The 25,668-nt window shown below is 71.7% G+C and carries 22 protein-coding genes; 6 read left to right on the plus strand and 16 right to left on the minus strand.

Going from position 1 to position 25,668, the window contains the following annotated elements; all coding sequences use genetic code 11:
* The first annotated feature begins 64 nt into the window (after positions 1-64).
* Positions 65-1,504 carry a PQQ-dependent sugar dehydrogenase gene (locus tag ACWCSU_RS26745; RefSeq protein WP_449938501.1) on the plus strand — a complete coding sequence of 480 codons (1,440 nt, stop codon included), beginning with the start codon at positions 65-67 and terminating at the stop codon, positions 1,502-1,504.
* 228 nt (positions 1,505-1,732) lie between these two features.
* On the opposite strand, the gene ACWCSU_RS26750 is transcribed toward ACWCSU_RS26745, so the two are convergent.
* On the minus strand, positions 1,733-2,224 hold the full coding sequence (locus ACWCSU_RS26750; protein ID WP_449938502.1) for a signal peptidase II: 492 nt from the start codon (positions 2,222-2,224) through the stop codon (positions 1,733-1,735).
* A 208-nt stretch (positions 2,225-2,432) separates the two neighbouring features.
* Here ACWCSU_RS26750 and ACWCSU_RS26755 point away from each other — a divergent pair, with 208 nt between their 5' ends.
* Positions 2,433-2,864, plus strand: a complete 432-nt coding sequence (locus ACWCSU_RS26755; RefSeq protein WP_449938503.1) for a hypothetical protein — start codon at positions 2,433-2,435, stop codon at positions 2,862-2,864.
* A 535-nt stretch (positions 2,865-3,399) separates the two neighbouring features.
* On the opposite strand, the gene ACWCSU_RS26760 is transcribed toward ACWCSU_RS26755, so the two are convergent.
* The 4 genes from ACWCSU_RS26760 to ACWCSU_RS26775 are packed head-to-tail and all read right to left on the minus strand — an operon-like array spanning position 3,400 to position 7,012.
* Positions 3,400-4,278, minus strand: a complete 879-nt coding sequence (locus ACWCSU_RS26760; RefSeq protein WP_449938504.1) for a carbohydrate kinase family protein — start codon at positions 4,276-4,278, stop codon at positions 3,400-3,402.
* A complete protein-coding gene (locus ACWCSU_RS26765; protein WP_449938505.1) occupies positions 4,275-4,511 on the minus strand; it encodes a hypothetical protein in 237 nt (78 codons plus the stop codon). Before ACWCSU_RS26765 ends, ACWCSU_RS26760 begins: the two co-directional genes overlap by 4 nt.
* Positions 4,512-4,520: 9 nt before the next feature.
* The gene (locus ACWCSU_RS26770) at positions 4,521-5,546 is read right to left on the minus strand and encodes a LacI family DNA-binding transcriptional regulator (RefSeq protein ID WP_357695935.1); all 1,026 of its coding nucleotides are present in this window, start codon (positions 5,544-5,546) and stop codon (positions 4,521-4,523) included.
* Entirely contained in the window at positions 5,543-7,012 is a 1,470-nt protein-coding gene (locus tag ACWCSU_RS26775; protein WP_449938506.1) for a glycoside hydrolase family 13 protein, read from the minus strand. The genes ACWCSU_RS26770 and ACWCSU_RS26775 overlap by 4 nt, the downstream gene beginning before the upstream one ends.
* Positions 7,013-7,242: 230 nt before the next feature.
* On the opposite strand from ACWCSU_RS26775, the gene ACWCSU_RS26780 reads away from it, so the two are divergent.
* Positions 7,243-8,526, plus strand: a complete 1,284-nt coding sequence (locus tag ACWCSU_RS26780; RefSeq protein WP_357695931.1) for an ABC transporter ATP-binding protein — start codon at positions 7,243-7,245, stop codon at positions 8,524-8,526.
* 31 nt (positions 8,527-8,557) lie between these two features.
* Here the strand turns inward: ACWCSU_RS26780 and ACWCSU_RS26785 are convergent, their stop codons facing one another.
* The 3 genes from ACWCSU_RS26785 to ACWCSU_RS26795 form a co-directional block, all read right to left on the minus strand.
* Complete coding sequence (locus ACWCSU_RS26785) at positions 8,558-9,736, minus strand: hypothetical protein (protein ID WP_449938507.1); 1,179 nt, start codon at positions 9,734-9,736, stop codon at positions 8,558-8,560.
* A gap of 185 nt (positions 9,737-9,921) precedes the next feature.
* Positions 9,922-11,196, minus strand: coding sequence for an acyltransferase family protein (locus tag ACWCSU_RS26790; protein WP_357695927.1), 1,275 nt, complete (start codon positions 11,194-11,196; stop codon positions 9,922-9,924).
* A gap of 24 nt (positions 11,197-11,220) precedes the next feature.
* Positions 11,221-12,297, minus strand: coding sequence for a cation diffusion facilitator family transporter (locus tag ACWCSU_RS26795; protein WP_449938509.1), 1,077 nt, complete (start codon positions 12,295-12,297; stop codon positions 11,221-11,223).
* Positions 12,298-12,348: 51 nt separating this feature from the next.
* Between ACWCSU_RS26795 and ACWCSU_RS26800 the strand changes: the two genes are divergently transcribed.
* On the plus strand, positions 12,349-12,705 hold the full coding sequence (locus ACWCSU_RS26800; RefSeq protein WP_449938511.1) for an ArsR/SmtB family transcription factor: 357 nt from the start codon (positions 12,349-12,351) through the stop codon (positions 12,703-12,705).
* On the opposite strand, the gene ACWCSU_RS26805 is transcribed toward ACWCSU_RS26800, so the two are convergent.
* From ACWCSU_RS26805 to ACWCSU_RS26815, 3 genes are all read right to left on the minus strand, one after another.
* Positions 12,706-13,869 (minus strand): acyl-CoA dehydrogenase family protein, encoded by a 1,164-nt coding sequence (locus ACWCSU_RS26805; RefSeq protein WP_449938514.1) that lies wholly within the window; start codon positions 13,867-13,869, stop codon positions 12,706-12,708. It lies immediately after the preceding gene.
* Positions 13,870-13,943: 74 nt separating this feature from the next.
* Positions 13,944-14,546, minus strand: coding sequence for an ACT domain-containing protein (locus ACWCSU_RS26810; RefSeq protein WP_357695919.1), 603 nt, complete (start codon positions 14,544-14,546; stop codon positions 13,944-13,946).
* A 323-nt stretch (positions 14,547-14,869) separates the two neighbouring features.
* Positions 14,870-18,004, minus strand: a complete 3,135-nt coding sequence (locus ACWCSU_RS26815; RefSeq protein ID WP_449938515.1) for a bifunctional cytochrome P450/NADPH--P450 reductase — start codon at positions 18,002-18,004, stop codon at positions 14,870-14,872.
* A gap of 53 nt (positions 18,005-18,057) precedes the next feature.
* On the opposite strand from ACWCSU_RS26815, the gene ACWCSU_RS26820 reads away from it, so the two are divergent.
* Positions 18,058-18,615 carry a TetR/AcrR family transcriptional regulator gene (locus ACWCSU_RS26820; protein ID WP_357695915.1) on the plus strand — a complete coding sequence of 186 codons (558 nt, stop codon included), beginning with the start codon at positions 18,058-18,060 and terminating at the stop codon, positions 18,613-18,615.
* A 70-nt stretch (positions 18,616-18,685) separates the two neighbouring features.
* On the plus strand, positions 18,686-19,846 hold the full coding sequence (locus ACWCSU_RS26825; protein WP_357695913.1) for a thiolase family protein: 1,161 nt from the start codon (positions 18,686-18,688) through the stop codon (positions 19,844-19,846).
* 3 nt (positions 19,847-19,849) lie between these two features.
* Here ACWCSU_RS26825 and ACWCSU_RS26830 read toward each other — a convergent pair whose 3' ends face one another.
* The 5 genes from ACWCSU_RS26830 to ACWCSU_RS26850 are packed head-to-tail and all read right to left on the minus strand — an operon-like array spanning position 19,850 to position 25,667.
* Complete coding sequence (locus ACWCSU_RS26830; protein WP_357695911.1) at positions 19,850-20,146, minus strand: hypothetical protein; 297 nt, start codon at positions 20,144-20,146, stop codon at positions 19,850-19,852.
* An 18-nt stretch (positions 20,147-20,164) separates the two neighbouring features.
* A complete protein-coding gene (locus ACWCSU_RS26835; RefSeq protein WP_449938520.1) occupies positions 20,165-21,415 on the minus strand; it encodes a NosD domain-containing protein in 1,251 nt (416 codons plus the stop codon).
* 58 nt (positions 21,416-21,473) lie between these two features.
* Positions 21,474-23,258: a glycoside hydrolase family 13 protein gene (locus ACWCSU_RS26840; RefSeq protein WP_449938523.1), complete on the minus strand. Its 1,785-nt coding sequence runs from the start codon at positions 23,256-23,258 to the stop codon at positions 21,474-21,476.
* Positions 23,259-23,262: 4 nt separating this feature from the next.
* Complete coding sequence (locus ACWCSU_RS26845) at positions 23,263-24,102, minus strand: sugar ABC transporter permease (protein ID WP_357695905.1); 840 nt, start codon at positions 24,100-24,102, stop codon at positions 23,263-23,265.
* Positions 24,099-25,667, minus strand: coding sequence for an ABC transporter permease subunit (locus ACWCSU_RS26850; RefSeq protein ID WP_449938526.1), 1,569 nt, complete (start codon positions 25,665-25,667; stop codon positions 24,099-24,101). Before ACWCSU_RS26850 ends, ACWCSU_RS26845 begins: the two co-directional genes overlap by 4 nt.
* Between the last annotated feature and the right edge of the window lies 1 nt (position 25,668).

Raw genomic sequence — 25,668 nt, forward strand, 5'->3', positions numbered from 1 at the left:
CTGCCGTTCTCACGTGCCGTCCCGTCATCCATCAACGATCATCCGCTCACGGGGAGACGATCCGGTGTCCACGACCTCCGAAGTGACAGCGCCGGCGGCGACCCCGCGCCGCCCACGACGCCGGATCCTGCTTCGAGCTCTGCTCGTGCTGCTCCTGCTCGTTGTCCTCGCGGTGGCAGGCGCCGTCTACGCGGTGAACCGTGGCGGAGCCCCGCAGACAGCCGCTCAGCTGGGCTCCGAGCCCGAGCTCGGGGAGCGCGAGACGTTCCCCATCCCCAAGGTCAACGCCCCCGACGTGGTCGGCTGGCCCTCCGGCAGGACGCCGACGGCACCGGCCGGGTTCACGGTCACCCGGTTCGCGGGTGAGCTGGAGCATCCCCGATGGCTCTACGAGTTGCCCAACGGCGACGTTCTCGTGGCCGAGTCGGCCACGCTGCCCAAAGACCCGGAGTCCCCCATCATGGGGCTGTTCTACTGGCTGCGCCGCAACGACGGCTCGACCACCGAACGCAGCGCCAACCGGATCACGCTGCTGCGCGACACCGACGGTGACGGGGTGGCCGACTTCCGCAGCGTGTTCCTGGACAACCTCAACCAGCCGTTCGGGATGGCGCTGCTGGCCGCGTCCGCGCCGTACACGCTCGGTCCGGCGGCTCCGGACGGCACCCAGGCGGCCTTCTACGTCGCGGGCACCGACGGTGTTTGGCGCTTCCCGTACAAGCTGGGCGAGACCCGCGTCACCGAGCCCGGCAAGAAGATTCTCGACCTGCCGGCCGGCGGCTACAACAACCACTGGACCCGCAACCTCTTCGCCGCGCCCGACGGCACCAAGCTCTATGTCACGGTCGGTTCGTCGAGCAACGCGGGCGAACACGGTCTGGAGGCCGAGAAACGGCGCGCCGCGGTCCTGGAGATCAACCCTGACGGCACCGGCGAGCGCATCCTGGCCTCCGGCCTCAGAAACCCCAACGGCCTGGGCCTCGAACCCCACTCCAAGACACTCTGGACAGTCGTCAACGAACGCGACCTCCTGGGCGACGACGCCTCACCCGACTACCTCACGCGCGTACGCCCCGGCGACTTCTACGGCTGGCCCTGGAGTTATTGGGGTCGTCACGTGGACGACCGGGTCCAGCCTCAGCGTCCGGACATGGTGGCCCGCGCCCTCCGTCCCGACTATGCCCTCGGCGCCCACACGGCCCCGCTCGGCCTGACCTTCTCCGACAGCGCCACGTTCCCCGAGCGCTACCGCGGCGGCGCCTTCATCACCGAACACGGCTCGTGGAACCGGGGCGATCCGGTGGGCTACAAGGTGGTGTACGTGCCCTTCAAAGACGGCATGCCCAGCGCCAAACCCCAAGACTTCCTGACCGGCTTCAAACCGGCACCGGACGACAGCGCCACCTACGGCCGGCCGGTGGGCGTGATCACGGGCAAGAACGGCCGCTTATTGGTCGCCGACGACGCCGGGAACACGATCTGGCACATCACGCCGCGACCGTGACCCCGGGCCTCGTCCCGGACCGCATCCGCGCCATTCGCTGTCCTTCTCCGGACGACCGACGCGACGACCGACGCGACGACCGACGCGACGACCGACGGAAACTGAACGGGCGGCCGACACGCGATGGAAGGCGGAGGTGGGTGGCAGGCAGAGGACCGGTGGCGGGTGAAGAACGTGCGGTGGCGGGAGGATGGGCGGCGGGTCCCCATCCATCCTCCAGGCGTTCGGTCAGGCGGGGCCTTCTGTCGAGGACAGGCGTCCTTCGCCGGCTACGCCCGCAAGGGGGATGCCACGGAGGCTGAGCAGGAACAGGAGGGCGCACCCGCCGGTCAGGGCGATGTCGGCGACGTTGCCGACGAACAGGCCACCGTAGTCGATGAAGTCCACCACGTGACCCTGGGCGAACGCGGGCGGGCGGAAGAGGCGGTCGAGCAGGTGGGAGGTGGCCCCGCCGAGCAGGGCGCCCAGCACGACGGCCCAGGCCGGCGAGCTCAGCCGTCGGGCCATGTACAGGATCCCGGCGACCGCCCCGGCGGCAGCCAGGGTGAACACCCAGGTCACGCCCTCCCCCAGGGAGAACGCGGCACCGGGGTTGAGCAGCAGCCGCAAGGAGAGCAGCCGTGGGATCACCATGATCTCCTCACCGCCGGACAGCGCCGACAACGCCCAGAACTTGGACGCCTGATCGACCACGAGCACCATCACGGCTAGCACGATCATCCACGCACGAGGACGCCCTCCTCGACTCGTCGTCTGCGGGCCGCGTTCGTCTGACACTCTTGCCTCACAATCCCTGGCTTCTCGCCCCGAAATCTACCGAACCTTCGTCGTGGCCACGCTCGCTCCCGCGCGTGGAACGGCTTGGAACGCCTTCCAGATCGGCGCCGGCGACATGCCGGTTCCGGTTCGGACGATGGAAGGAACGCGTATGTCAGAACGTCGACCAGGCCGTGGACGGTACCACCGCGCGGCCCTCGTGCTCGCCGCCGCCGGGGCGGTGGGGCTGCTCGCCGCAGGCCAGACCGTACCTGCCCACGCCGCCGCCTCCGCCGTAAGCCAAGGCGTGCCTGCTCGGACCGCCGTCTCTGCCGCGGGGCTCAAGTGCGGGTTCGCCACTCACGACCTGTCGTACACGGGTGCCGCGCCCGCGCGGGTGGTCGCCCAGGGCGAGTGCGTCCCTGAGACCTTGGATCACGGGCTGTTCGTCAAGATCTTCCGCAACGGGACGGTGGTCTTCAGCGGCGGCAACGGAGTGGGCATCGTCACCGCCGTCTACACCTGCCGTGGCAGCACGCCGGGCGATTTCCGGGCAGTGTGGAGCACCGGCCAGGTGGACGAGGCAACGTTCCCCTGCGGCTGACCACCTGGGCGACGGGGGCGCAGGCGGCCTCGGCGAGGCCAGGACGGCCAAGGCGCTCGGGGGCGCCGGGGCGCTCGGGACGAGGCCAAGTCGGCCGAAGCGAGCCTGACCCGGTCGGGGCAAGGACACGGGACGGTCGGGGCAAGGACATGGACGGTCGGGGCAAGGGCACAGGATGGTCGCCGGGGACGGCGGCGCGCTGGTGCTCGCCTCGCTCGGGCTGCGGCGCCGCGACCGCCGTGGCTCGGGGCAGGGCCAGAGCGGCCGCAGCAGGGCCGGGCGAGCGGGCGGTCCCCACGCTCAGGGCGGGCCGCAAGGGCCGCAGCGGGGCCGGGACGTGGAGCCGGACGATCGGAGGCGGAGTGGCCGGGCGGAGCGGCCGGGCAGGGGGGCCGGGCAGGGGGGCCGGGCAGGGGGGCCGGGCGGAGCGGCCAGGCAGGGGGCCGGGCGGAGGGCGCTGGTCAGAAGGCGCTGGGTCAGAAGGCGCTGGGTCAGAAGGCGCTGGGCCAGAAGGCGCTGGCCAGAGGGCGCTGGGTCAGAGGGCGGGTGTTCTTGTGAGGAGGAGGGTTTCTGTTATTGGGGATTCGTGGGTGCCCTCGGTTGTGCAAGCGTGTGCCCCTGCCACGGCGCCCAGCTTGACGCATTCGTCCACCGGACGGCCGTTCAGAACGCCGTACAGGAAGCCTGAGACGAAGGCGTCGCCCGCGCCGTTGCTGTCGGCCACCGGGCCGGGCAGCGGTGCGGCGGGGAAGGCGCGTACGGAGGCCGAGTCGCGGGTGAGGACGAGGCAGCCGTCCGCGCCCCGCGTGCAGACGACCGTGTGGGCGCGTCCGTTCGCCAGGATGTCGCGCATCGTCGCAGCCGGGTCCGCGAGGGCGGTGGCCGAGAGGAACACCAGGTCGGAGTCGTGGGCGAAGTCCTTCTGGTAGTCGGCGGCGCCGTCCCAGTCGTGCAGGTCGGTGGAGGTGGGGATGCCGGCGAGGTCCGGGTAGACGTGGCGGCAGAAGTCCATGATCGAGACGTGCACATGTCTGGGGCGCAGACCGGCGTACAGGTCGCGGGGCAGTCGCTCCCCTGGCGTGACCTTGGGGTCGTGCAGGGAAGTGCGCCGCCCGTCGGGGCCGACGAGCAGGACGCTGCGCCTGGTGCCCGCCTCGGCCGGCCCCCATCTGCAGTCGACGTCCCGCAGGGCGTGCCTGATCAGCGTGCCCTGCGGGTCGTCGCCGATGAGGTCGGCGAACGCGACGTCGAGCCCCAGCGCGTGGCAGCCGAGGGCGACTCCGGCCCCGGTGTTCCCGATGCGGTCGACGACGGGCGGCACATGGTAGGTGTCCTTGTACGGCAGGGGCAGTGTGGGCACATAGACAGTGGTGTCCACCCCGGCGCCGCCGAGGACCAGCACGTCACGCGTCAACGTTCGATCAGCCTTTCGAGATACGCCGGGATCAGCGGTTCACCACCGACCCGGAACCCGTTCGAAATACACCGGGCCCACCGGTCCAGCACACGTCCGGAATGCGCCCGGACCAGTGGTCCGGAGCCTGTGGAGCCGCGGACGACGAGTTCCGGTTGGAAGATCAGCTCGACGTGCTTGGCCGGTGCGCCGCCGACCTCTTCCAGCAGCGTCTGGACGGCGGCCGAGGCCATCGCCCGGGATCAGCGGTTCACCAGCGGTCCGGAGCCTGTGGAGCCGCGGACGACGAGTTCCGGTTGGAAGATCAGCTCGACGTGCTTGGCCGGTGCGCCGCCGACCTCTTCCAGCAGCGTCTGGACGGCGGCCGAGGCCATCGCCCCGATCGGCTTGCGCACGGTGGTCAGCGGCGGGTCGGTGAACGCGATCAGCGGCGAGTCGTCGAACCCGACCACCGACACGTCGCCCGGCACCGACAACCCCTTCTGCCGGCACGCCCGGATCGCCCCCAGCGCCATCAGGTCGCTCGCGCACACGATCCCGGTGCACCCGCGGGCCAGGAGCTGCGCGGCGGCCGCCTGCCCGCCCTCGACCGAGAACAGCGAGTGGGAGATCAGGTCGTCGACGTCGGTGGCGCCGAGCAGGTGGGCCATCGCCTGCTTGTATCCCTCGATCTTCCTGATCACCGGGACGAACCGGCGCGGCCCGAGCGCGAGCCCGACGCGTTCGTGGCCGAGGTCGACCAGGTGCTGGACGGCCAGCCGGGCCGCGAGGCGGTCGTCGGGCGAGATGAAGGGCGCGTCGATGTGCTCGCTGTAGCCGTCGACCAGCACGATCGGCAGGCCGCGGTCGATCAGGCGGGTGTAGCGGTCCATCCGGGCGGTGGTGTCGGCGTGCAGGCCGGAGACGAAGACGATGCCGCTGACGCCGCGGTCGACCAGCAGCTCGGTGAACTCGTCCTCGGGGGCGCCGCCGGGCAGCTGGGTGCACAGCACGGGCGTGTAGCCGTGCTGGGTCAGCGCCTTCTCGATGGCCTGGGCGAACGCCGGGAAGATCGGGTTGTCCAGCTCGGGCGTCACGAGCCCGATGAGCCCGTTGCTGCGCTGCCTGAGCCGGGGCGGCCGCTCGTAGCCCATGAGGTCGAGGGCCGTCATCACGGACTGGCGGGTGCCGGCCGAGACGCCGGGCTTGCCGTTGAGCACCCGGCTGACCGTGGCCTCACTCACCCCGGCCTGGGCGGCGATGTCGGCTAGGCGAGCGTGACCGTTCATGGAACACACTTTACTTTCCACCAGGCGGCCGAATCGGCTGCTCCCGGGACATCGGAGGCGAGCAGCAGTTCTCCCTCGACGCCGAAGTCGACGGGCGCGCCGGTCAGGTTGACGGTGCACAGCACGTCCCCGCGGGAGAAGACCAGTGTGCCCTCGGGCGAGTCGTGCCAGGTCAGGTCGCCGTTCAGGGTGCGGCGCAGGCGCAGCGCGGCGCGGTAGAGCTCCAGGGTGGAGCCGGTGGCGCCGTCCTGGGCCTGGACGCTGAGCTCGGACCAGTCGGCGGGGATCGGCAGCCACGGGTCGCGCCAGCCGAGGTCGCGGGTCCACGGCAGCGGCACGCGGCAGCCGTCGCGCCCGCTGTCGGGGTCGCGCAGCCGCTGCGGGTCCTGGCAGACCTCGTCCGGCAGGTCGAGCACCTCGGGAAGGCCCAGTTCCTCGCCCTGGTAGACGTAGGCCGAGCCGGGCAGCGCGAGCGTCAGCAGCGCGGCGGCGCGGGCCCTGGCCAGGCTGCCGTAGCGGGTGACGTGCCGCTTGACGTCGTGGTTCGACAGCACCCAGGTGGTGGGCGCGCCCACGGAGCCGGCCGTGGCGAGTGAGGAGTCGATCACGTCGCGCAGTTCGGCGGCGTCCCACGGGGTGAACAGGTAGTGGAAGTTGAAGGCCTGGTGGAGCTCGTCAGGCCGGACGTACATGGCCAGGCGTTCGGCGGTGGGCGCCCACGCCTCGGCGACGCCGACGCGTTCGCCGGGGTAGGAGTCGAGCACGCGGCGCCATGCCCGGTGGATCTCGTGCACGCCGTCGTTGTCGAAGTACGGCACCGGTTCGCGGCCGATCATCCTGGTCTGGTTCGGATGACCGATGTCGGGCAGGCCGTGCGGTTTGATCATCCCGTGGGCCACGTCCACGCGGAAGCCGTCCACGCCCAGGTCGAGCCAGAAGCGCAGGATGGACTCGAACTCGCCGCGCACCTCGTCGTCGTCCCAGTTGAGGTCCGGCTGGGCGGGGTCGAACAGGTGGAGGTACCACTGGCCGTCCTCGACCTGGGTCCAGGCCGGGCCACCGAAGATCGACTCCCAGTCGTTGGGCTGATCGCGGAAGATGTAACGATCGCGTCGCTCGCCGCGCAGCGCGGCCTGGAACCAGGGGTGCGCCGACGAGGTGTGGTTCGGTACGACGTCCACGATGACGCGCAGGCCGTGCCCGTGGGCCTCGTCGATGAGCGCCTTGGCGTCGGCCAGGGAGCCGAACAGCGGGTCGACGTCCCGGTAGTCGGCCACGTCGTAGCCGAAGTCGGCCATCGGCGAGGTGTAGAAGGGCGTCAGCCAGACGGCGTCCACCCCTAGCTCGACCAGGTACGGCAGGCGATCGCGCACGCCGATCAGGTCGCCCACGCCGTCGCCGTTGCCGTCGGCGAAACTGCGCACGTAGACCTGGTAGATCACGGCGTCACGCCACCACATGCTCATGGATCTCCCCCCGAGTGTCCGGACCATGAAAGCCCTTGCGGCAAGTTTACGCAAGCCCTTCCATGCACCTCGTATCCCGATTTATGGGTATACGGGCGTTCAAAACCCTTGGCCGAAACCCCCGCCAGTGAGATTCTTTATGTCAAGGGTGGACATGCAGCGTTAAGGCGCGATGTACTACCTCATCAATCAGCATCGTCACAGGTGACACGCGTGCAAGGTGTGGGCCCATGAGCTCGGTCGTACTCGACAAAGTGACCAAGGTGTATCCGGGCGACTACCTGGCAGTCGACCGGTTGAGCCTGCAGGCCGAGGACGGCGAGTTCCTCGTCCTCCTTGGTCCTTCCGGTTGCGGCAAGTCCACGCTGTTGCGGATGATCGCCGGCCTGGAGGAGATCACTGACGGTGATCTCTGGCTGGACGGCCAGCTCGCCAACCACCTGCCGCCGCGCGACCGCGATGTGGCCATGGTGTTCCAGAACGGCGCGCTCTACCCCCACCGGACCGTGCGCGGGAACATCGCCTTCCCCCTGGAGATCGCCAAGTCGGACCCGGCGATGGTGCGCGACCGCGTCACCGAGCTGTCGAAGGCGCTGCACATCGAGGAGACGCTCGAACGCCGTCCCGGCACCCTGTCGGGCGGTCAGCGGCAGCGCGTGGCGATGGGCCGGGCGATCGTCCGGCAGCCGAAGCTGTTCCTCATGGACGAGCCGCTGTCGAACCTCGACGCCGGCATGCGCACCGAACTGCGCATGGAGATCTCCGCGCTGGTCAGGTCGCTCGGGGTCACCACGATCTACGTCACGCACGACCAGGTCGAGGCGCTCACGCTGGCCGACCGGATCGCGATCCTGAACCGCGGCGTCCTGCAGGACGTGGGCACTCCGGCCCAGATTTACAACGATCCAGCGACGGCGTTCGTGGCGGCCTTCCTCAACTCCCAGCAGTTGAACCTGCTGGCGGCCGGTGTCAGGACGCCGCAGAACCAGTACGTCATGCTCGACTTCGGCCCGCACCGGCTCACGATGCCCTGGAGCGATCCCAGGGCGTACGCGATCTCTCAGCACACGGGCGGGCAGGTGCTGGTCGGCATGCGTCCCGACGGCCTGGCGCCGGTGCCGGAGTCGTACGACGGGCCGTCCTTCTACGGGCGGGTGCGGGCGCTGGAGTACCACGGGCACGAGTGGCTGGCGTACCTGGAGTGCGGCATGCCGGCCGTGCCGGTGCCCGAGCCGCCGGACCCGCGCGCCCGCGTCAACGCCGAGCGCGACGGCGCGGGCGGGCTGAGCGGGATGGTGCGGCGGCTCTTCTCGCAGCGCGCGCCGGAGCACGAGGAGCAGGAGCAGGTCGGCCAGAACGTGGGCAGCGGCTTCCACCGCCGCTCGGACCTGATCGTCCGGCTGGGCAACCGGCCGATGTGGCGGGCGGGCGACGCGGCGAAGGTCGCGGTGGACCTGTCCCGCCTCATGATCTTCACGCTGGACGGCGCCCGCATCGACCCGCCCCGCCGCTGACCCCACGGCCGAGAGCCCGACGCGTCACGCCTCACGAGGAGGCGGGGCTCCAGCGGGGGCCGGCCGGGGTGTCCTCCACGATCACGCCGCCGCGTGCCATGGCCTTCCGCAGCGCGTCCGCCACCTCGTACCGCCCCGCTTTTCGCAGCTCCGTGCGCAGGTCGAGCAGGGGTTCGGCCAGCGTGCGCAGGTTGGCGGTCGCGGCGGCCTCGCCCAGGCGGGCGATCAGCAGCCGCAGCAGCTCCCGGGCCTGCTCGACCCCGCCGGAGTCCTCCTCGGTGTCGGCCGCCCACTTGACGATCTCCGCCTCCAGGTCCAGCACGAGCTGCGCCGCCGCCACCATGTCCGGCCTGCCGACCGCGTCCTTGAACAGCTCCTCGCAGGACCGGATCGTCTCCTCCAGAGTGACGGCGGGTTCCGCGGCGACCACGGCGGGCCCCGGCGGAGCGACCGTCCCGGGCGCGGCCCCCTCCGCCAGGCCGCGGACGGCCGCCAGACTCGTACGGGTGCCGGCCGGCAGCACGCTCACCGCCCCGGGACGCCGTACGGTCAGCCCGCCGCGCCCGGCCACCTCCACCGCCTCCGACTCCAGGTCGATGATCAGCGCCGTGTGCTCGTCGAGCCCCAGGACGGCGGTCTCCGGCGGCAGCTCCCGCTCCATCCGCGACAACCGCCGCTCACCTAAGTAGCAGTAGCGGGTGTCGTGGGTGCCGCCCTCGGCGTTGTCGAAGTGCGGGATCAGCACGGCCCGCAGGCCCAGCGGCGCCAGCAGGTCGACGCCCTCGCGCCAGTGGGGCTCGGCGCCCACCTTGTAGATCTCGTAGACGGGCACGGTGGCCAGGCCCGCGGTGCAGGCGGCGGCCGAGGCGAGCACGGTCACCCCCTGCCGCGCGCGTACGCGGGCCCGCAGGTCGCCGGCCACGCCGGAGGCGGCCCACCGGTCCAGCGCGTACGTGGGGCTGCCCGGCCCGGAGAACACCCAGTCCGCCCCCGTGACGCCGGCGGCCACCTCGACCTCCAGCCCGACGCTGCGGGCGAAGTAGCGGCGGGCGCGGGCGGAGATGTCGGCGGCGTTCTCCTGGAAGGCGTAGGGGGTGTCGAGCAGCACCGCGCGGGCCCCGGCGCGCAGCCCGCGCGTCACCGTCCGGTGGACCTCGACCATGGTCGGGCTCGTCTCCCCCGACCCCATGAGCACCAGCGAACCCGGCATGACCTCGGCCCTTCTCCCACCCGCGGGCGACCGCGGGCGGCTGCCTGCGCACCCTGACCGGACCGGTCCCGGGAGAGCCCCGACGAGGCCGCGCGACGGCCGGGCGGGGTTCGCGCCGATGACCCGCACACCATCTTGCACTCCACGGACCGGCGGCACGAGCCCGGCGACGAGATCGTGCCGATCTACGCGGTGTGCCCCGGCCCGTCGCCCTGGCTGCCCGCGCCCTGGAGGCCCACCCGCGCGTCGCGGCCCGCCTGCCGCCGGTCGGCGCGCGCGCCGGGGGCGGCCCGCCGGGACAGGCGCCGGCCCAGCGCCTGCATGGGACGCTCGACGTACCGGTAGGAGAGCGCGCTGACGGCCAGGATCAGCGCCAGCGCCAGCCCGGCCATCGCCAGCTGGTACGGCAGCGGCGCCCACCGCAGGTCGCCGCTGACCTCCACGAAGTACTTCAGCAGCGGATGGTGCACCAGGTAGAGCGAGTAGCTGATCAGCCCGAGCCAGGTGAGCACGGCGGGCAGCCGCCGCCCGCGCAGCGCCATCGCGCCCGCGAACGTCGCCGCCGCCAGCGCGATCGTGGTCAGCCACACGTCGGCCTCGACCCACCACCAGCCGCTCTCGATCGCCCACAGCGGGGCGACGGCCACCAGCGCCGCCGTCACCGCGACCGGCCACAGACCGCCGCGCCCGCGTTCCCACCGATGGATCGCCGTGCCGGCGAACATGACCGCGACCACGGCCGCGCCCAGCCACGGCACCCGGCTGCTCAGCAGCAGCAACGCCAGCGCCATCAGCCCGAGCACGCACGCCGCGGTCCTGCGGAACCAGCCGCCGACCACGCAGGCGAGCCCGGCGGCGAACACCGCGCACGACACGTACGCCGGCCACCCGCCCCGCAGCACCGCCCCCGACACCACCAGCCCCACCACGACGGACGCGCCGGCGAACAGCACGGACACCAGCCCGCTGCGCTCGTGCGCCCTCATCAGGAACAGCGCCGTGACCAGCAGGTAGAACACCATCTCGTACGACAGCGTCCACATGGTGTCGGCCACGCCGCCCACGCTCACGACGTCGAGCAGCATGGTCGCGTGGGCCGCCACCGCGCTCCCGTCACGCGGCACGCCCTCGCGCACCGGCACCCACCAGGACGCCGCCAGCACCAGCGCGATCACGGCCAGGTAGAGGGGGTAGAGGCGGAAGGCGCGACTGGCCCAGAAGGCCCGGACGTCGCCGTGGCGCTCCAGCGAGGTCGGGATGATGTACCCGCTGACCAGGAAGAACACCAGGATGCCGTAGACGCCGAGGTTGAACCAGTAGGGCCGCAGCGCGGGCAGGAACCACGGCAGCAGGTGCTCGGCGACCACCGCGAGCGCGCCGATGCCGCGCAGGGCGTCGAGCCAGGCGAGCCTGGACGGCGCGCCGGGCGTGGTCGTGTCGGGGGTCGCGGCGGTCGGCACCCGCCCCAACTTACCCGGAGCGGGCTAGGTGATGCGGTGGGTCGCCAGGGACGCGTGGTGGTCGGCGCCGTCCGGGCCGTACGGGTCGGTGTGGACGGTGGCGGCGCGCAGGCGGGGAAGGTCGTGGATGAGGCGGTGCTCGGCCTCGACCGCGACGGCATGGGCGTCCACGACCGATATGTCGTGGTTCACCAGGATCTCGACCTCGGCGCGCAGGGCGTGCCCGATCCAGCGCAGGCGCACCGAGCCGACGTGCTCGACGCCCGGGACGGCGGCCAGGATGCGTTCGGCGTCGTCCAGCAGGGCGGGGTCGACGGCGTCCATGAGGCGGTGGTAGATCTCGCGGGCGGCGTCGCGCAGGACGAAGCAGATGGCGACGGTGATCAGCAGGCCGACGATCGGGTCGGCGATCGGGAAGCCGAGGGCCGCGCCTCCCGCGCCGAGGAGCACGGCGAGGGAGGTGAAGCCGTCGGTCCTGGCGTGCAGGCCGTCGGCCACGAGCGCGGCCGAGCCGATCTGGCGGCCCACGGTGATGCGGTAGCGCGCCACCCACTCGTTGCCGACGAAGCCGGCCAGCGCGGCGGCGGCCACCCAGCCGAGCGCCCGGACGTCCTGGGGCTCGACGAGCCGCCGGACGGCCTCGTACCCGGCCAGGGCCGCCGAGGCGGCTATGAGCACGACGATGACGATGCCCGCGAGGTCCTCGGCCCTGCCGTAGCCGTAGGTGAAGCGGCGGGTGGCGGCGCGGCGTCCGAGCGAGAACGCGATGGCCAGCGGGACGGCGGTGAGCGCGTCGGCCAGGTTGTGCAGCGTGTCGCCGAGCAGCGCGACCGACCCGGACGCCACGACGATCACGGCCTGGACGACGGCGGTGAGCATGAGGACCGCGAAGGAGACGGCCAGCACGCGCATGCCCCGGCGGCTGGACTCCAAGGCGCTGTCGGTCCTGGCGGCGCTGTCGTGGCTGTGCGGCGTGAACACGTGCGCGGCCCTGGCGGCCAGCGCCCTGAACCCCCGCCGCTCCCCCACCTCATGTCCGTGTCCGTGACCGTGTCCGTGGCCGTGTCCGTGACCGTGCGGGTGGGTGTCGGAATCAGACATGGGCGCCCTCCTGCTTGCACATCTCGTCCGCTCCGACCAGGATATGTAGTCATGTACGCACGCGACAACGTCTCAGGTGCGGACCACTCGCAGGAGCAACCCACTCCCGACCAGGTCAACGCCGCCGTCGACGCGTTCCGCATGCTCAGCGACGCCACCCGGCTCCGGCTGATGTGGGAGTTGTCCGCCGGTGAGCTGGACGTGAACTCCCTGGCCCAGGCGGTCGGCGCGGCGCGCCCGTCGGTGTCGCAACACCTGGCCAAGCTCAGGCTGGCGGGCCTGGTGGACACCCGCAGGGACGGCCGCCGGGTGCTCTACCGCGCCCGCGACGGGCACGTGCGGGCGCTCATCGCCGAGGCGCTGTCCCACGCCGACCACGAGGTCTCAGGGCTGCCCCGGCACGACTAGCTACCAGCCCACCCGGCCCTTGCCGGAGACGAGGGCACGGGCGATCACCAGCCGCTGCACGTCGTTGGTGCCCTCGCCGATCGCCATCAGCGGGGCGTCCCGGTAGAGCCGTTCGACCACGAACTCCTGGGAGTAGCCGTAGCCGCCGTGGATGCGCATCGCCTCCAGCGACGCCTTCAGCGCCACCTCGGAGGCGAAGTACTTGGCCATGCCCGCCTCCATGTCCACCCGCTTGCCTCCGTCGGCCTGGGACGCCGCCCAGTACGTGAGCAGCCGGGCCGCCTGGATCTCGGTGGCCAGGTCGGCGAGCTTGAGCTGGATGGCCTGGAAGTCGGCGATGGGCTGCCCGAACGCGGTGCGCCCCCGGGCGTACTCCAGGGCGGCGTCGTAGGCCGCCTGGGCGACGCCGACGGCCCGGGCGGCGATGTTGACCCGGCCGATCTCCAGCCCGCCGAGCACCTGCTGCATGCCGCGTCCCTCGACGCCGCCGAGCAGCGCCGAGACCGGCACGCGCACCTCGTCGAGCACGACCTCGCACGTCTCGGTGCCCTTGTAGCCGAGCTTGGGCAGGTCGCGGCTGACGCCGAAGCCGGGCGAGGCCGGATCGACGAGCAGCACGGACATGCCCTTGTGGGCGGGCTCGGTGATCGAGGTCTTGACCAGCACGGGCAGCGGGTCGGCGTGCCGGGCGTTGGTGATCCACGTCTTGGTGCCGGTCACCACGTAGTGGTCGCCGTCGCGGACCGCGCGGGTCTGGATGCCCTGCAGGTCGGTGCCGGCGCCGGGCTCGGTGAGCGCGATGGCGGTACGGCGGTCGCCGCTCGCCAGGTCGGCGAGGTGGAGGCGTTTCTGCTCGTCGGTGCCGTGCCTGGCGATCATCCAGCAGGCCAGCGAGTGGGAGCCGATCGTGCCGGCCACGCCCATCCAGCCGCGCGCGATCTCCTCGAAGACCAGCGCGAAGGAGACCATGTCGGCGCCCAGCCCGCCGTACTCCTCGGGGACGGTCAGCCCGAACAGCCCCATCTGCTTCATCTTCTCGACGATCTCGGTGGGGTAGCGGCCCGAGTGCTCCCACTCGGTGGCCACGGGCAGGATCTCCTTCTCCACGAAGGCGCGCAGGGTCTCCCGGAAGGCCCTCTGCTCGTCGGTCAGCTCGAAATCCATGGCCTCAGGTCCTCTGCGCGGGAGGGACGGTCGAGGCTCACGTTATTCGTCTGATGTTTGGCCGGTCAATCGTTCTAGGCGCGGGCGGCCAGCTTGGCGACGACGTCCACGATGCGGACCGCGCGTTCCAGCTCGGCGCGGTGGAAGACCGGCCCTCCGGCGCGGGCGACCACGACGTGCAGGCGCTGCGGGACCATGGGCAGCAGCATCAGCCGCAGGTCCGCCGAGTCCAGGGCGATCGCGCGCGGGGGCGGGTCGGGCAGGTTCACGACCTCCGGCGCCGCCATCGAGGCGTGCCGTACGGCTCCGTCCTCGACCGCGACCGACCACTCAGCGCCGCACAGCCCGGGCAGGGCGTCCACCAGTGTGGCCAGGCCGCGCGCCGGTTCCGTCGCGACGTGCATGAGCAGGTCGTAGTCGGGGGCGGAGCCGGGCACGTCGCGGGTGGGCCAGACGCCCTCGACGCGTACGCCCGGCGTCGCCGCCAGGCGTTCGCAGACCTCCGTCGCGCTGATCGGTCCCGGCCAGGACACGATGAAGTCGTCCACGGCCCGGCCGGTCTCCCGTTCGAGCACGGTGACCTGCAGGATGTCGGCGCCGAGCGTCCCCAGCGCCTTCGCGACCTGGCCAAGGCCGCCCGGCCTGTCCGGCAGGGACACCCTCAGTCGCAGCAGCATTGCCCGCCCCCTTTCCAGAGGCTCTCACAGTGCCGTGGACAGGTTTCTCACATGTTCCACGGATATGTCGCGCATGCTGCGCTTATATCCCAGGATCTAGCGCTAAGTCCGGATTGTCGAACCTGAATGGCGGTTTGAGCAGGTGTTTTCCCAAAACCGACCAAGGATCGTTCAAGGATCAGGCGGACGCAGCCCCGCACGTGGGGTTCGGGCGGACGCAGCCCCGCACGTCGGGTTCGGGCGGACGCAGCCCCGCACGTCACGATCAGGCGGGCGCACGCCCGCACGTCACGATCAGGCGGGCGCACGCCCGCACGTCGGGATCAGGCGAACACGTCCTGCTGGTAGCGGCCGTCCGCCTCCAGGGCGGCCAGCCAGGCCGCGCCGTCCGCGCCGTCCGCGCCGTCCCCGCCGGTGCGCCGCAGGTGCACGTCCAGCAGCGCCTGACGCACCGCGGGGGCCATGCGCAGGCCGTCGCCGCAGACGTAGACGTACGCGCCCTGTTCCAGCAGCTCCCACACCTCCTCGGCGTGACCGGCGACGGCGTCCTGGACGTAGCGGTACGGATGCCCGGCCACGGCCGAGAACGCGGTGTGCACGGTGACCTCCTCGCGGGCGGCCCAGGCGGTCACCTCGTCCCGGTACAGCCAGTCGTGGTCGGGGTGGCGGCAGCCGGTGAAGACCTCGGCCCGGCCGCCCGCCCCGCCCAGCGCCCGCTCCTCCAGGAAGCCGCGCAGCGGCGCGAACCCCGTGCCGGGGCCGACCAGGATGACCGGCGTGGCCGGGTCCTCCGGCAGCCGGAACGGCGGGGCGGGCACGCGTACGTACCCGTAGAACACCTCTCCGGGCCGCAGCGCGGCCAGGTACGCCGAGCACATGCCCTGGTAGGTGCCGCTGCCGGACCAGGCGGGCCCCTCGACCAGCCCGACGGTGAGCCGCACCAGGCCGGGGTCGGCCAGCGGCGAGGAGGAGACCGAGTAGTAGCGCGGCCGGATCGGCCCGGCCATCTCCAGGAACACCGGCAGCGGCAGCTCGACGGCCGGGAAACGCTCCAGCAGGGTCAGCGGCGAGACCCGCTTGGCCAGGATCTCGTCGGCGTAGTTCGCGGTCAGCTCGGCGAGCTGGCCGCGCGTCCAGGGGCAGCCGGTGTGCGCGGCCAGGGCCTCCAGGTCGGACCTGGTGGCCACCTCCTGCAGCTCGGCGAACTCGGTCAGCAGCAGCCCGGCCGTCACCGGCGTGTCCACGGGCAGGTGGGTGGCGCCGGCGGCGCGCAGCCGCACCACCTGCTCGCGCGGGACGCGCAGGCAGCGCAGGGCCCACTCGACCAGCTCGGGATCGTTCTTGGCGAAGACGGCGACGTGGTCGCCCGCCGTGTACGTCACGCCCTCGGGCAGGCGGGCCACGATGGAGCGCACACCGGGCCGCGGGGCCTCGGCCGAGAAGTCCCACAGGCCGGTGGGGTCGCCGGTGAGCTCCTCGTTGGACACGACGGTCAGCGGCACGGCCCGCTCGGACACGACGGCCGGCCTGACCTCGCTCTCGCCGAGCACGTCCATCTCGTAGCGCGGCCCGGCCGCGCCCGCCGGGGCGCTGTACTCCTCGGCCAGCGCGGCCCAGAGCCGGGCCGTCCACGCCGAGACGTCGCCGTCGAAGTCGCCGTCGGCGTCGGCCTCGCCGCGCTCGATCAGCGGCACCGCCCCGGCGGCGGTCAGCTTCTCCCCTGCCCGGCGCGGGAAGTCCTGGTACGTCGGCCACTGGGAGTTGCCGCAGCCGAGCACCGCCAGGCGCACGCCGGACAGGTCGGGCAGCTCCGCCAGGGCGTCGAAGCGCTGGGCGTTGTCGGGCGCCTTGCCGTTGTAGGAGGAGGCGACCACGACGAGCAGGCCCTCCGACGGCGGAGTGAGGTCGTCCAGGGTGGTCAGGGTGGTGGCGAAGCCGGACCGGCCGGCCCGCTCGGCCAGCCGCTCGGCGATGTCGGCGGCGGTGCCCAGGTTGGAGCCGTAGGCGACGGTGAGCGGCACGCCGGTGACCGCGAGGTCGCGCTCCTCGCCCGCCCCGGCGGCCTGGACGACCTTGGCGGCGGCGGTGCGCTCATGGGCGCGGCGCTCGCGCACCCGCAGGGTGAACCCGTCGGGCTTGATGGTCAGCGTCTGCTTGATCTTCATCCGGTAGGCGTCCGGGTCGGAGACGGCGAAGCGGCGCAGGATCATGGCCAGGGCGAGCCGGGCCTCGGTCAGCGCGAACTGGCGGCCGATGCAGGCCCGCTCACCGTTGCCGAACGGCTTGTACGCCGCCGGGTGGTGGTCCTTCTTGTTCTCCGGCAGCCAGCGGTCGATGTCGAACTCCTCCGGCCGCTCCCACGCCTTGGGGTGGCGGTGCAGCGACGGCAGCAGCACGGCGACGCCCTGGCCGGCCTCGATCTCGTAGCCGCCGATGGTGGTGGGCTCGATGGCGCTGACGGCGAAGGCGGGGATCGGCGACCAGACCCGCAGCGTCTCCTCCAGGATCCGGGGGATGACGTCGAGCTTCATGATCGTCTCGTAGCTGGGCGGTTCGTCGCCGGGCAGCAGGCGGTCGACCTCGTCGTAGGCCCTGGCCAGGGTGTGCGGGTCGCGCAGCAGGTTGTACAGGGCGAAGGAGAGCAGGCCGCTGGTGGTCTCGTGCCCGGCGATCAGGAAGGTGAGCACCTGGTTGCGGATGTTCTCGTCGGACAGGCGGCCGCCGGTCTGCGGGTCGGCGGCCTCCAGCATGAGGCCGAGCAGGTCCTTGGTGTCGCCGGCGCCCTCGGTGCGGCGCCGCCTGATCACGTCGTCGACCAGGACGCGCATGGTCTCGATGTCGCGCCGGTAGGTCTCCTCGTGGCCGCGCTTCAGCCGGGTGACGAACGGGAGCTGCTGGTTGCGCAGCATGGCCTCGGTCAGCGCGCCGCCCATGGCCTTCAGGAACGGGTGCAGCTCGGGCGAGGCGAAGGAGTCGAAGCGGAAGCCGAAGCCGGTCAGCGAGATGGTGTCCAGCGTGAGCCGGGTCATGTCGTCGGCCACGGGCAGGTCCTGCCCCTGGCGGCCGGCCCATGAGGCGACGAGCTGCTCGGCGACCTCCAGCATCTGCGGGTAGTACGCCTTCATCGAGCGCTGGCTGAAGGCGGGCAGCAGGATGCGGTGCGCCTGCCCCCACACCGGCTCGTGCAGCTCGGCGGTGAACAGGCCGTCGCCGCCGAAGTCGCGCACGATCGACAGCGGCGGGGTGATGCGCTTGACGAACCTGCTCTCGTCGCACACCTCCGCCACCAGGTCGGGGTCGTAGACGAGGACGATCGTGCGCCCGGCGACCTCCAGCCGGAAGATGCCCTCGTCGTACCGCTCGGCGACCTTGACGAAGTGCTCCACCGGCGAGTGGGCCGGGATCTGCAGCGTGTTGCCCAGGATCGGCAGGCCCTGCGGGGCGGGGATACGCCTCATGAGTGCTCCCTTCGGTAGCCATACACCGTATGGCTGACGCTACCATACGCTGTATGGCAGTGAGCGCGCGCAGGGGAGCGCCCCTGAGTCTCGGTGAGATCTGTTCCACGGCGCTGCGCCTGATCGACGAGGGCGGCGTCGAGGGGCTGTCGATGCGGAAACTGGCCGCCGAGCTGGACGTCAACCCCATGTCGGTCTACCACCACGTCGCGAGCAAGGAGGCGCTGCTGGCCCGCATCTGCGAGACGATCAGCGTCCGGCTTCCGCTGCCGCCCGACGACGGCACCCCGTGGCCGGACCAGCTCCGGACCCTGGCCCTGGCCTACCACCGGCACGCCCGGCAACATCCGGCGATGTGGACCTATCTGCACAACCATCCCGAGTTCGTGGAGGACCGGCGGCTGCCGCTGTGGCAGGCGCTCTACCGGATCCTGCGCGCGTCCGGGGTGCCCGAGGAGGAGCTGCGGCGGACGAGCGAGGTGCTGCACGCGTTCGTCTCGGGGTTCGTCTTCGCCGAGACGCGAGGCCACCTGACGGGCGAGCCCGAGGAGGTCGAGCGCAGCTTCGACGTCGCCCTGAACATGATCATCCACGGCCTGGCCGCCCGGTGACCCCTACGTTGGAAAATCCAACGCACTCGCGTTAGGGTGAGTTGGACTTTCCAACGAACAGGAGGCCGCGATGCGCGACGCCGTCATCGTGCAAGCCGTACGCACCCCGATCGGCAAGGGCAAACCCGGCGGCGGGCTGCACGGGACGCACCCCGTCGACCTGCTCGCGCACGCCCTGCGCGCCCTGATCGAGCGCAGCGGCGTGGACCCGTCGCTGGTCGACGACGTGATCGGCGGCTGCGTCGACCAGGTGGGCGAGCAGGCCATGAACACCACCCGCTATGCCTGGCTGGCCGCCGGTTTCCCCGACTCGGTGCCCGCGGTCACGGTCGACCGGCAGTGCGGCTCGTCCCAGCAGGCCGTGCACTTCGCCGCGCAGGGCGTCATGTCCGGCGCGTACGACCTGGTCGTGGCCTGCGGCGTGGAGTCGATGAGCCGGGTGCCGATGTGGTCGAACGTGCCGCCGGGCGCCGACCCGTTCGGGCCCTCGGTGGCCGCCCGCTTCCCCGGGGGGCTCGTCCCACAGGGCATCAGCGCCGAGCTGATCGCCGCGAAATGGTCGCTGAGCCGCGAGGAGATGGACGCCTTCTCCGCCGGCTCCCACGCCAAGGCCGCCGCCGCCGACTTCGGCGCCGAGATCGCCCCGATCGCCGGCCTGGACCGGGACGAGTCGGTCCGGCCCGCCACCACGCCCGAGATCCTGGCCGGGCTGCGGCCCGCCTTCGCCGACCCCGGCTACGCCGCGCGATTCCCGCAGATCACCTGGTCGGTCACCGCCGGCAACACCAGCCCGATCAACGACGGCGCGGCGGCCGTCCTGATCACCAGCTCCGAGACGGCCGCCCGGCTGGGCCTGCGCCCGCTGGCCCGGCTGCACAGCTTCGCCGTCACGGGCTCCGACCCGCTGCTCATGCTCACCGGCGTGATCCCGGCAACGGAGAAGGTGCTGCGCCGCGCCGGGCTCTCGCTGTCCGACATCGAGCTGTTCGAGGTGAACGAGGCGTTCGCGAGCGTCGTACTGGCCTGGCTGCGGGAGACGGGGGCCGACCCGGCGAAGGTCAACGTCAACGGCGGCGCCATCGCCCTCGGCCATCCGCTCGGCGCCAGCGGCGCCCGGATCACCACCACGCTCGTGCACGCCATGCGCTCACGCGGCGCGCGCTACGCCCTGCAGACCATGTGCGAGGCGGGCGGCCTGGCCAACGCGCTCGTCCTGGAAAGCCCGAGCTAGGGCTCAGGCGGCGTCCCAGACGGCCTCGAACGCCGCCTGGGTGATCTCCGTCAGTTCCCAGATCTCCAGCGGCTGGTCGGTGAGGAAGCCGCGCTCGTCCTGGAGCCGGCCCCACCAGTAGCGGTGGGCGACCCGGTCGGTGTCGACCTCGATCTGCCTGATCGCCCAGTGCTCGCCGTCGCCCTCGACGCTCTCGAACAGCCAGACGCGCCCGCCGGGACCGGCGTCGTGCCAGAAGCGGTGGGGCACGTCGGCCTCGGCGAGCTGCTTGACCAGCGGCAGGCGAAGATCCGGAACCATGCTCGGTAGGCTACACCGCTACTGCTGGTAGGCCCCGGCGTCCGGCGCCCCCGTCAGCGCCCTGCCCAGCATGTCCTTGCCGAAGGCGGCGCCGCCGTACCACGTGGGCGACAGCGGCAGGCCGCGGCCCAGCGCCGGGGAGCCCGGACGCAGCCGCAGGTCGGTGCGGGAGACGAACAGCGGGTCGGCCTTGACCGACTTCGGCCCCAGCTTGAAGGTCATCTTGCGGCCGGAGTAGACGCTGCCGCCGTCGTCGACGCCCTTGCCGTCGGCCCAGCCCGCCTCGCCGCCGACCTGGATCACGTTGTTGCGCAACCTGAGGATGGCGGGCGAGCAGCCGTCGTGGCAGGACCAGCCGATGGTGTCCTTGGCCGGCAGGTAGACCGAGTTCTGGACGGCGATCGTGCCCTTGACCGGGCCGACGACGTGGCCGGGGCCGCGGGTGATGAGGAAGGAGCCGCGGCTGCGGCCGGAGGTGACGACGTTGAAGGCGAAGATGTTGCCGGTGGCGGTCTTGCCCTTCTGGGCGCCGAGCTCGGTGAAGGTCTCGTTGTCGCGCGCGGTGTTGTGGGTGACGCGGTTGCGGTCGCCGTTGAAGATCTCGACGGCGGACCCGTCGGTGCCGTAGTCGTGGCTCCTGGCGTAGCTGCCGGTGATGGTGTTGCGGGTCACCAGGTTGTCGTCGCCGTTGAGCAGCACGCCGAAGGCGCCGGAGTCGTTGTCGCCGCCCTCGTCGTTGACGCTCATGCGGTTGTTGCCGGTGAGCGTGCTGTCGCGGACGGTGTTGTGCGAGCCGGACGGCGTGATCCACACGCCCGCGACATTGGCGTCGGCCTGGACGCCGGCCAGCTCGATGTGGTGGCCGCCGAGCTGGAACCCGGCGAACCGGCAGCCGGTGGCGCGCAGGCCGCCGATCTGCCAGTAGGCGCCCTTGACGACCACGCAGTCGCGCTCTTCGCCGCTGATCCTGGGCAGGGCGCCGGTGCCGTGGGAGCGGATGACGATGGGCCGGGCGGCGGTGCCCGAGGCCGTGAGCCGCAGCGGGCCGGTGAAGCTGCCGCCCCGCTTGAAGCTGACGGTGTCGCCCGGCTTGAGGGCGACGGAGTTGACCTTGTCCAGCGACTTCCACGGCTTGTCGGGGCTGGTGCCGGCGGCGGAGTCGTCGCCGGCCCTGGAATCGACGTAGTAGGTGGTGCCCGCCCTGGCCTCCGCGGCGGTCGGTACGGCGGTCAGAAGCGAAGCCGCGACGGCTACGGAGAGCAACCTCATGCGCGCACACCACTATCTAATTGAGAACGGTACGGGGCGGAGCCCTACCGTAGCGTGATCAGTGTGTGATGCGCCACACACACACCGCAGGTCCTTCTCCCGGGATCTCGTCGCCGTCCGGAGCGTTGTAGACGCCCTGGGCCTGCGCTCCGATGGGCAGCGCCGCGCCGGGCGCCCGGCGGACGGACACCAGCAGCGACTCCTCGAACGTCTCGCGCGCGAAAACCAGGCAGTCGGCGTCGGCATGCAGCCAGCGCAACCCTCCGTGACGCAGGGCGGGCTCGGCACGGCGCAGCCCGAGCAGCTCGCGGTAGGCCGCCAGGGTCGCCGGGTCCTGGTCGTGCGGCCGGTTCCAGGGCATCGGGGTGCGCGAGTGCTCCCCGTTGATCCCGGTCAGGCCGAACTCGCTGCCGGCGAAGACCATGGGCGTGCCGGGCAGCGTGGCCTGCAGGCCCAGGGCGAGCAGGTGGCGTTCGCGTGAGCCGGTCACCGTACGGATGCGCGGCGAGTCGTGGGAGTCCAGGAGCTGCCAGGAGTGCGTGAGCGAGCGCCAGGACATGTGCGAGGCGAACGACCTGAACGTGGCCAGGGTGTCGGCGCCGTCGCGCTCGGGCACGCCGCCCGGCACGCCGAGGAAGTGCGGCAGGTCCAGGTCGGGGCCGCGCAGCCAGGCCCAGACCGGGCGGGTGAAGCCGCCGTAGTTCATGGTGCCGTGCCAGCCGTCGCGGTCGAGGTCGAGCGAGGCGTCGTGGTTGTGCTCGGCGATGAAGGCCGCCTCGGGGCCGAGCTGGCGGCGCAGCATGGCGGCGACCTCGTGGTTGCGGTCTTCGGGGCCGAGCCTGGCGGTCATGTTGGCGACGTCCACGCGCCAGCCGTCCAGGGGGCCGAGCCACTTCTTCAGCACCGCGCGCATGCTGGAGCGCACCAGCTCGCTGTCCCAGTTGAGCTTGGGCAGCGACTTGACGCCCCACCACGACTCGTAGTCGCCGGTGTCGGGGTCGAAGTAGAACATCTCCCGTTCGAGGGCGTTCACGTCGGACACGGCGGCGGTGAACCATTCGTGGGCGTCGCCGCAGTGGTTGGTGGTGATGTCGCCGAGCAGGCGCATGCCGCGGGCGTGCAGCGCGCCCGACAGCCGGTGCAGGGCCTCGTCGCCGCCGAGCAGCGGGTCGACGTGCTCGAAGCTCGCGGCGTCGTAGCGATGGTTGGAGCGGGCCGGGAAGACCGGCGTCAGGTAGACGGTGTCGGCGCCGAGCCCCTGGATGTGGTCCAGGCGCCGGGTGATCCCGTCGAGGTCGCCGCCGTAGAACTGCTGGGCGGTGCCGGGGCCGCTGGGGATCACCGGGTCGCGGTCCCAGTCGCGCGGCAGCGCCCAGTCGGGCAGGTCCGGCATCGGGCCGGAGCGGTCGAAGCGGTCGGGGAAGATCTGGTAGACGATCGCGTCCGACATCCACGAGGGCGGCGCCTGGTGGCAGACCAGGCGGAAGTCGCTCGCGTCGGTCAGGTCGTGCGCGACCGGGCCGGCCGCGGTCAGCCACCGCTGGCCGCGGCGGGTGTGCAGCAGGAACCGGTACGGGGTGACCGGGTTGACCGCGGTGATCTCCGCCTGCCACCAGACGTCGTCCGCGCCGTAGCCGGCCACCGGCGTGCCGGTCCTGGAGTCGTCGACGCGGGCCTCGGCGTAGCGGGGCTCGCCGTCGCAGACGGTGCGCACGTGCACGCCGGTGATCCCGGCGGCCCGCGGGGCCCGCAGCCAGAGGGTCACCCGCGAGCCGAGCACCGGTTCCTGGCTGGAGACGTAGAGAGCTGAGCCGTCGTGATGCGGCTCGCCGACATAGCGCAATGAACTATCCCTTGACAGCCCCGGCCGTGAGGCCGGAGACGATGTACTTCTGCAGCCATAGGAACACGCTCACCGTGGGTACGGCGGTGAGCAACGTCGCCGCGGCGAACATGCCGAAGTTGGCGTTGCGGTGGTCGCCGGCGATCATGCCGTACATGCCGACGGCCAGGGTCTTGCTCTCGGGGTCGCGCAGGAACACGTTGGCCATGAGGAACTCGCTCATGACGCCGATGAAGGCCAGCAGCGCGGTGACCGCCAGGATCGGCGTGACCAGCGGCATGATGACCCGCCAGAAGATCTGCGCGTGGGTGGCGCCGTCCACGGTGGCGGCCTCGTCGAGCTCCTTGGGCACGGTGTCGAGGAAGCCCTTCATCAGCCAGGTGTTCACGCCGAGCGCGCCGCCCAGGTAGAGCAGCAGCAGGCCCCAGACGGTGTTGAAGCCGAACGCCGGGTACAGCTCGGTCACCCTGGTGAAGATCATGAAGATCGTCACGATGGCCAGGAACTGCGGGAACATCTGGATGAGCAGCAGGGCCAGCAGCCCGACCCGGCGTCCGGCGAAGCGCATGCGGCTGAAGGCGTAGGCGGCCAGCATCGACAGCAGCAGGCTCGCGAACGACGAGGCCAGCGCGATGAACACCGAGTTGAAGAACCACCGGCCGAACGGATAGCTGTCGGAGGTGAGCAGGTTGACGAAGTTGTTCAGGCTCGCCCCCGACGGCAGCAGGTCGGTAGAGGCCAGCGTGCCCATCGGGTTGATCGCGGCCGAGACCACGAACAGGATCGGGAACAGCGCGAACGCGCACACCAGCAGCACGAACACGTGCCTGAGCGCGATCCTCATGCGTAGACCTCCTCCTGCTTGCGGGTACGGCGGAAGGCCACGGCCGAGATGACCGCCACGATCGCGAAGATGAACACCGAGATCGCCGCCGCGAACCCGAACTGCGCCCCGCCCGCGCCGAACGCCAGCCGGAAGGTGTAGGTGATCAGCAGGTCGGTGGCGCCCACCTGCGGGCTCTCGGCCGGGAACGGCCCGCCCTCGGTGGTGAGCGCGATGGCGTTGAAGTTGTTGAAGTTGAACGCGAACGACGAGATCAGCAGCGGCGTCAGCGCGACCAGCAGCAGCGGCAGCGTCACCCGGCGGAACGCCTTGGACGGCGTGGCGCCGTCGATGGAGGCCGCCTCGGTCAGCTCGCGCGGGATCGCCTGGAGCGCGCCGGTGGTGACCAGGAACATGTACGGGAAGCCGAGCCACAGGTTGACCAGGATGACCGCGAACCGGGCGGTGAGCGGCTCGCCGAGCCAGTCGACGTTCAGCCCGAAGAACTGGTTGATCAGGCCGAAGTCGCGGTTGAACATGTCGCGCCAGACCAGCAGCATGGCGAAGGCCGGCATGGCGTACGGCAGGATCAGCGCGATCCGGTACGCCTTCGTGCCGCGCATGCGCGGATGGTGCAGCGCCAGCGCCACGGCCATGCCCAGCCCGAACGTGCCGGCCACGGAGACCAGCGCGAACACCAGGTTCCAGCCCAGCACGCCGACGAAGTAGCCGGAGATGGTGGGGTTGGTCAGGACGCGGGCGAAGTTGTCCAGGCCGACGTTCACCTGCCAGCCCTGGGCCAGGTGCTCGCCCTTGGCGTTGACGAAGTAGCCCTGGTCCTCGTCGGCCGTCCAGGTGTCGCCGTTGCCCTTGACGCAATCGCAGGCGGCCTCATAGACGAGCGCGGCCCTGCCCTCCACGGCCCGGCTCAGGCCGTTGGCCTTGATCACGCCGCCCGGCGTCGGCACGGACAGCGCCGAGATCTCCTGGCCGCGGGCGGCGGCCTCGGGCGCCTTGAGCACGGTCACGCCGGGGGCCGACAGGACCTTGCCGGTGAGGCCGACCTGGGCGCCCTCCAGCGGGGTCAGCCCTTCGCCGGTGCCCAGCCGTACCTGCTTGGTCTTGAGGTCGACCAGCAGGAACACCAGCTCGTCGCCGCGCAGGGCGGTGGTCAGGCCGTACTCGGGCGAGCCGGGGGCCTGGCGGACCGAGCCGGTCTCGATGGCGGTGACGGCGTCGGCCTTGTCGCCGCGGTGCCCGTCGCCGAAGTTCGTGAACGCGGTGGTCACCGTGTAGAGCACGGGCAGCACCTGGAAGGCGATCAGGAACAGGGTGCCGGGGACGAGGTACTTGGCCGGGATGAAGCGGCGGGTCAGGTAGAGGTAGGCGATGGCCCCGGCGGCCAGCCCCAGCAGCGTGAGCGAGACCCACGACTCGGCGGCGACCAGCGGCGGCACGGCGTAGAGCAGGATCGCGGCGGCCACGGCGAGCACCGCGATCCTGCTCACCACGAACGCCGTGGTGAGTTCCCGGCGAGGCCGCGGGGACCGGTCGGTCCCCACGGCCTCGTGCACGTCCTGGGTCATG

The organism is Nonomuraea sp. NPDC001699 (genome assembly GCF_053596455.1).

Coding starts and splice junctions, on each gene's coding strand:
- ACWCSU_RS26750 (WP_449938502.1), bottom strand. CDS start 2,224: ATGATCGTGCTAGCCGTGATGGTGCTCGTGGTCGATCAGGCGTCCAAG.
- ACWCSU_RS26755 (WP_449938503.1), top strand. CDS start 2,433: ATGTCAGAACGTCGACCAGGCCGTGGACGGTACCACCGCGCGGCCCTC.
- ACWCSU_RS26765 (WP_449938505.1), bottom strand. CDS start 4,511: ATGGCCTCGGCCGCCGTCCAGACGCTGCTGGAAGAGGTCGGCGGCGCA.
- ACWCSU_RS26770 (WP_357695935.1), bottom strand. CDS start 5,546: ATGAACGGTCACGCTCGCCTAGCCGACATCGCCGCCCAGGCCGGGGTG.
- ACWCSU_RS26775 (WP_449938506.1), bottom strand. CDS start 7,012: ATGAGCATGTGGTGGCGTGACGCCGTGATCTACCAGGTCTACGTGCGC.
- ACWCSU_RS26780 (WP_357695931.1), top strand. CDS start 7,243: ATGAGCTCGGTCGTACTCGACAAAGTGACCAAGGTGTATCCGGGCGAC.
- ACWCSU_RS26785 (WP_449938507.1), bottom strand. CDS start 9,736: ATGCCGGGTTCGCTGGTGCTCATGGGGTCGGGGGAGACGAGCCCGACC.
- ACWCSU_RS26795 (WP_449938509.1), bottom strand. CDS start 12,297: ATGTCTGATTCCGACACCCACCCGCACGGTCACGGACACGGCCACGGA.
- ACWCSU_RS26800 (WP_449938511.1), top strand. CDS start 12,349: ATGTACGCACGCGACAACGTCTCAGGTGCGGACCACTCGCAGGAGCAA.
- ACWCSU_RS26805 (WP_449938514.1), bottom strand. CDS start 13,869: ATGGATTTCGAGCTGACCGACGAGCAGAGGGCCTTCCGGGAGACCCTG.
- ACWCSU_RS26810 (WP_357695919.1), bottom strand. CDS start 14,546: ATGCTGCTGCGACTGAGGGTGTCCCTGCCGGACAGGCCGGGCGGCCTT.
- ACWCSU_RS26815 (WP_449938515.1), bottom strand. CDS start 18,004: ATGAGGCGTATCCCCGCCCCGCAGGGCCTGCCGATCCTGGGCAACACG.
- ACWCSU_RS26820 (WP_357695915.1), top strand. CDS start 18,058: ATGGCAGTGAGCGCGCGCAGGGGAGCGCCCCTGAGTCTCGGTGAGATC.
- ACWCSU_RS26825 (WP_357695913.1), top strand. CDS start 18,686: ATGCGCGACGCCGTCATCGTGCAAGCCGTACGCACCCCGATCGGCAAG.
- ACWCSU_RS26830 (WP_357695911.1), bottom strand. CDS start 20,146: ATGGTTCCGGATCTTCGCCTGCCGCTGGTCAAGCAGCTCGCCGAGGCC.
- ACWCSU_RS26835 (WP_449938520.1), bottom strand. CDS start 21,415: ATGAGGTTGCTCTCCGTAGCCGTCGCGGCTTCGCTTCTGACCGCCGTA.
- ACWCSU_RS26845 (WP_357695905.1), bottom strand. CDS start 24,102: ATGAGGATCGCGCTCAGGCACGTGTTCGTGCTGCTGGTGTGCGCGTTC.
- ACWCSU_RS26850 (WP_449938526.1), bottom strand. CDS start 25,667: ATGACCCAGGACGTGCACGAGGCCGTGGGGACCGACCGGTCCCCGCGG.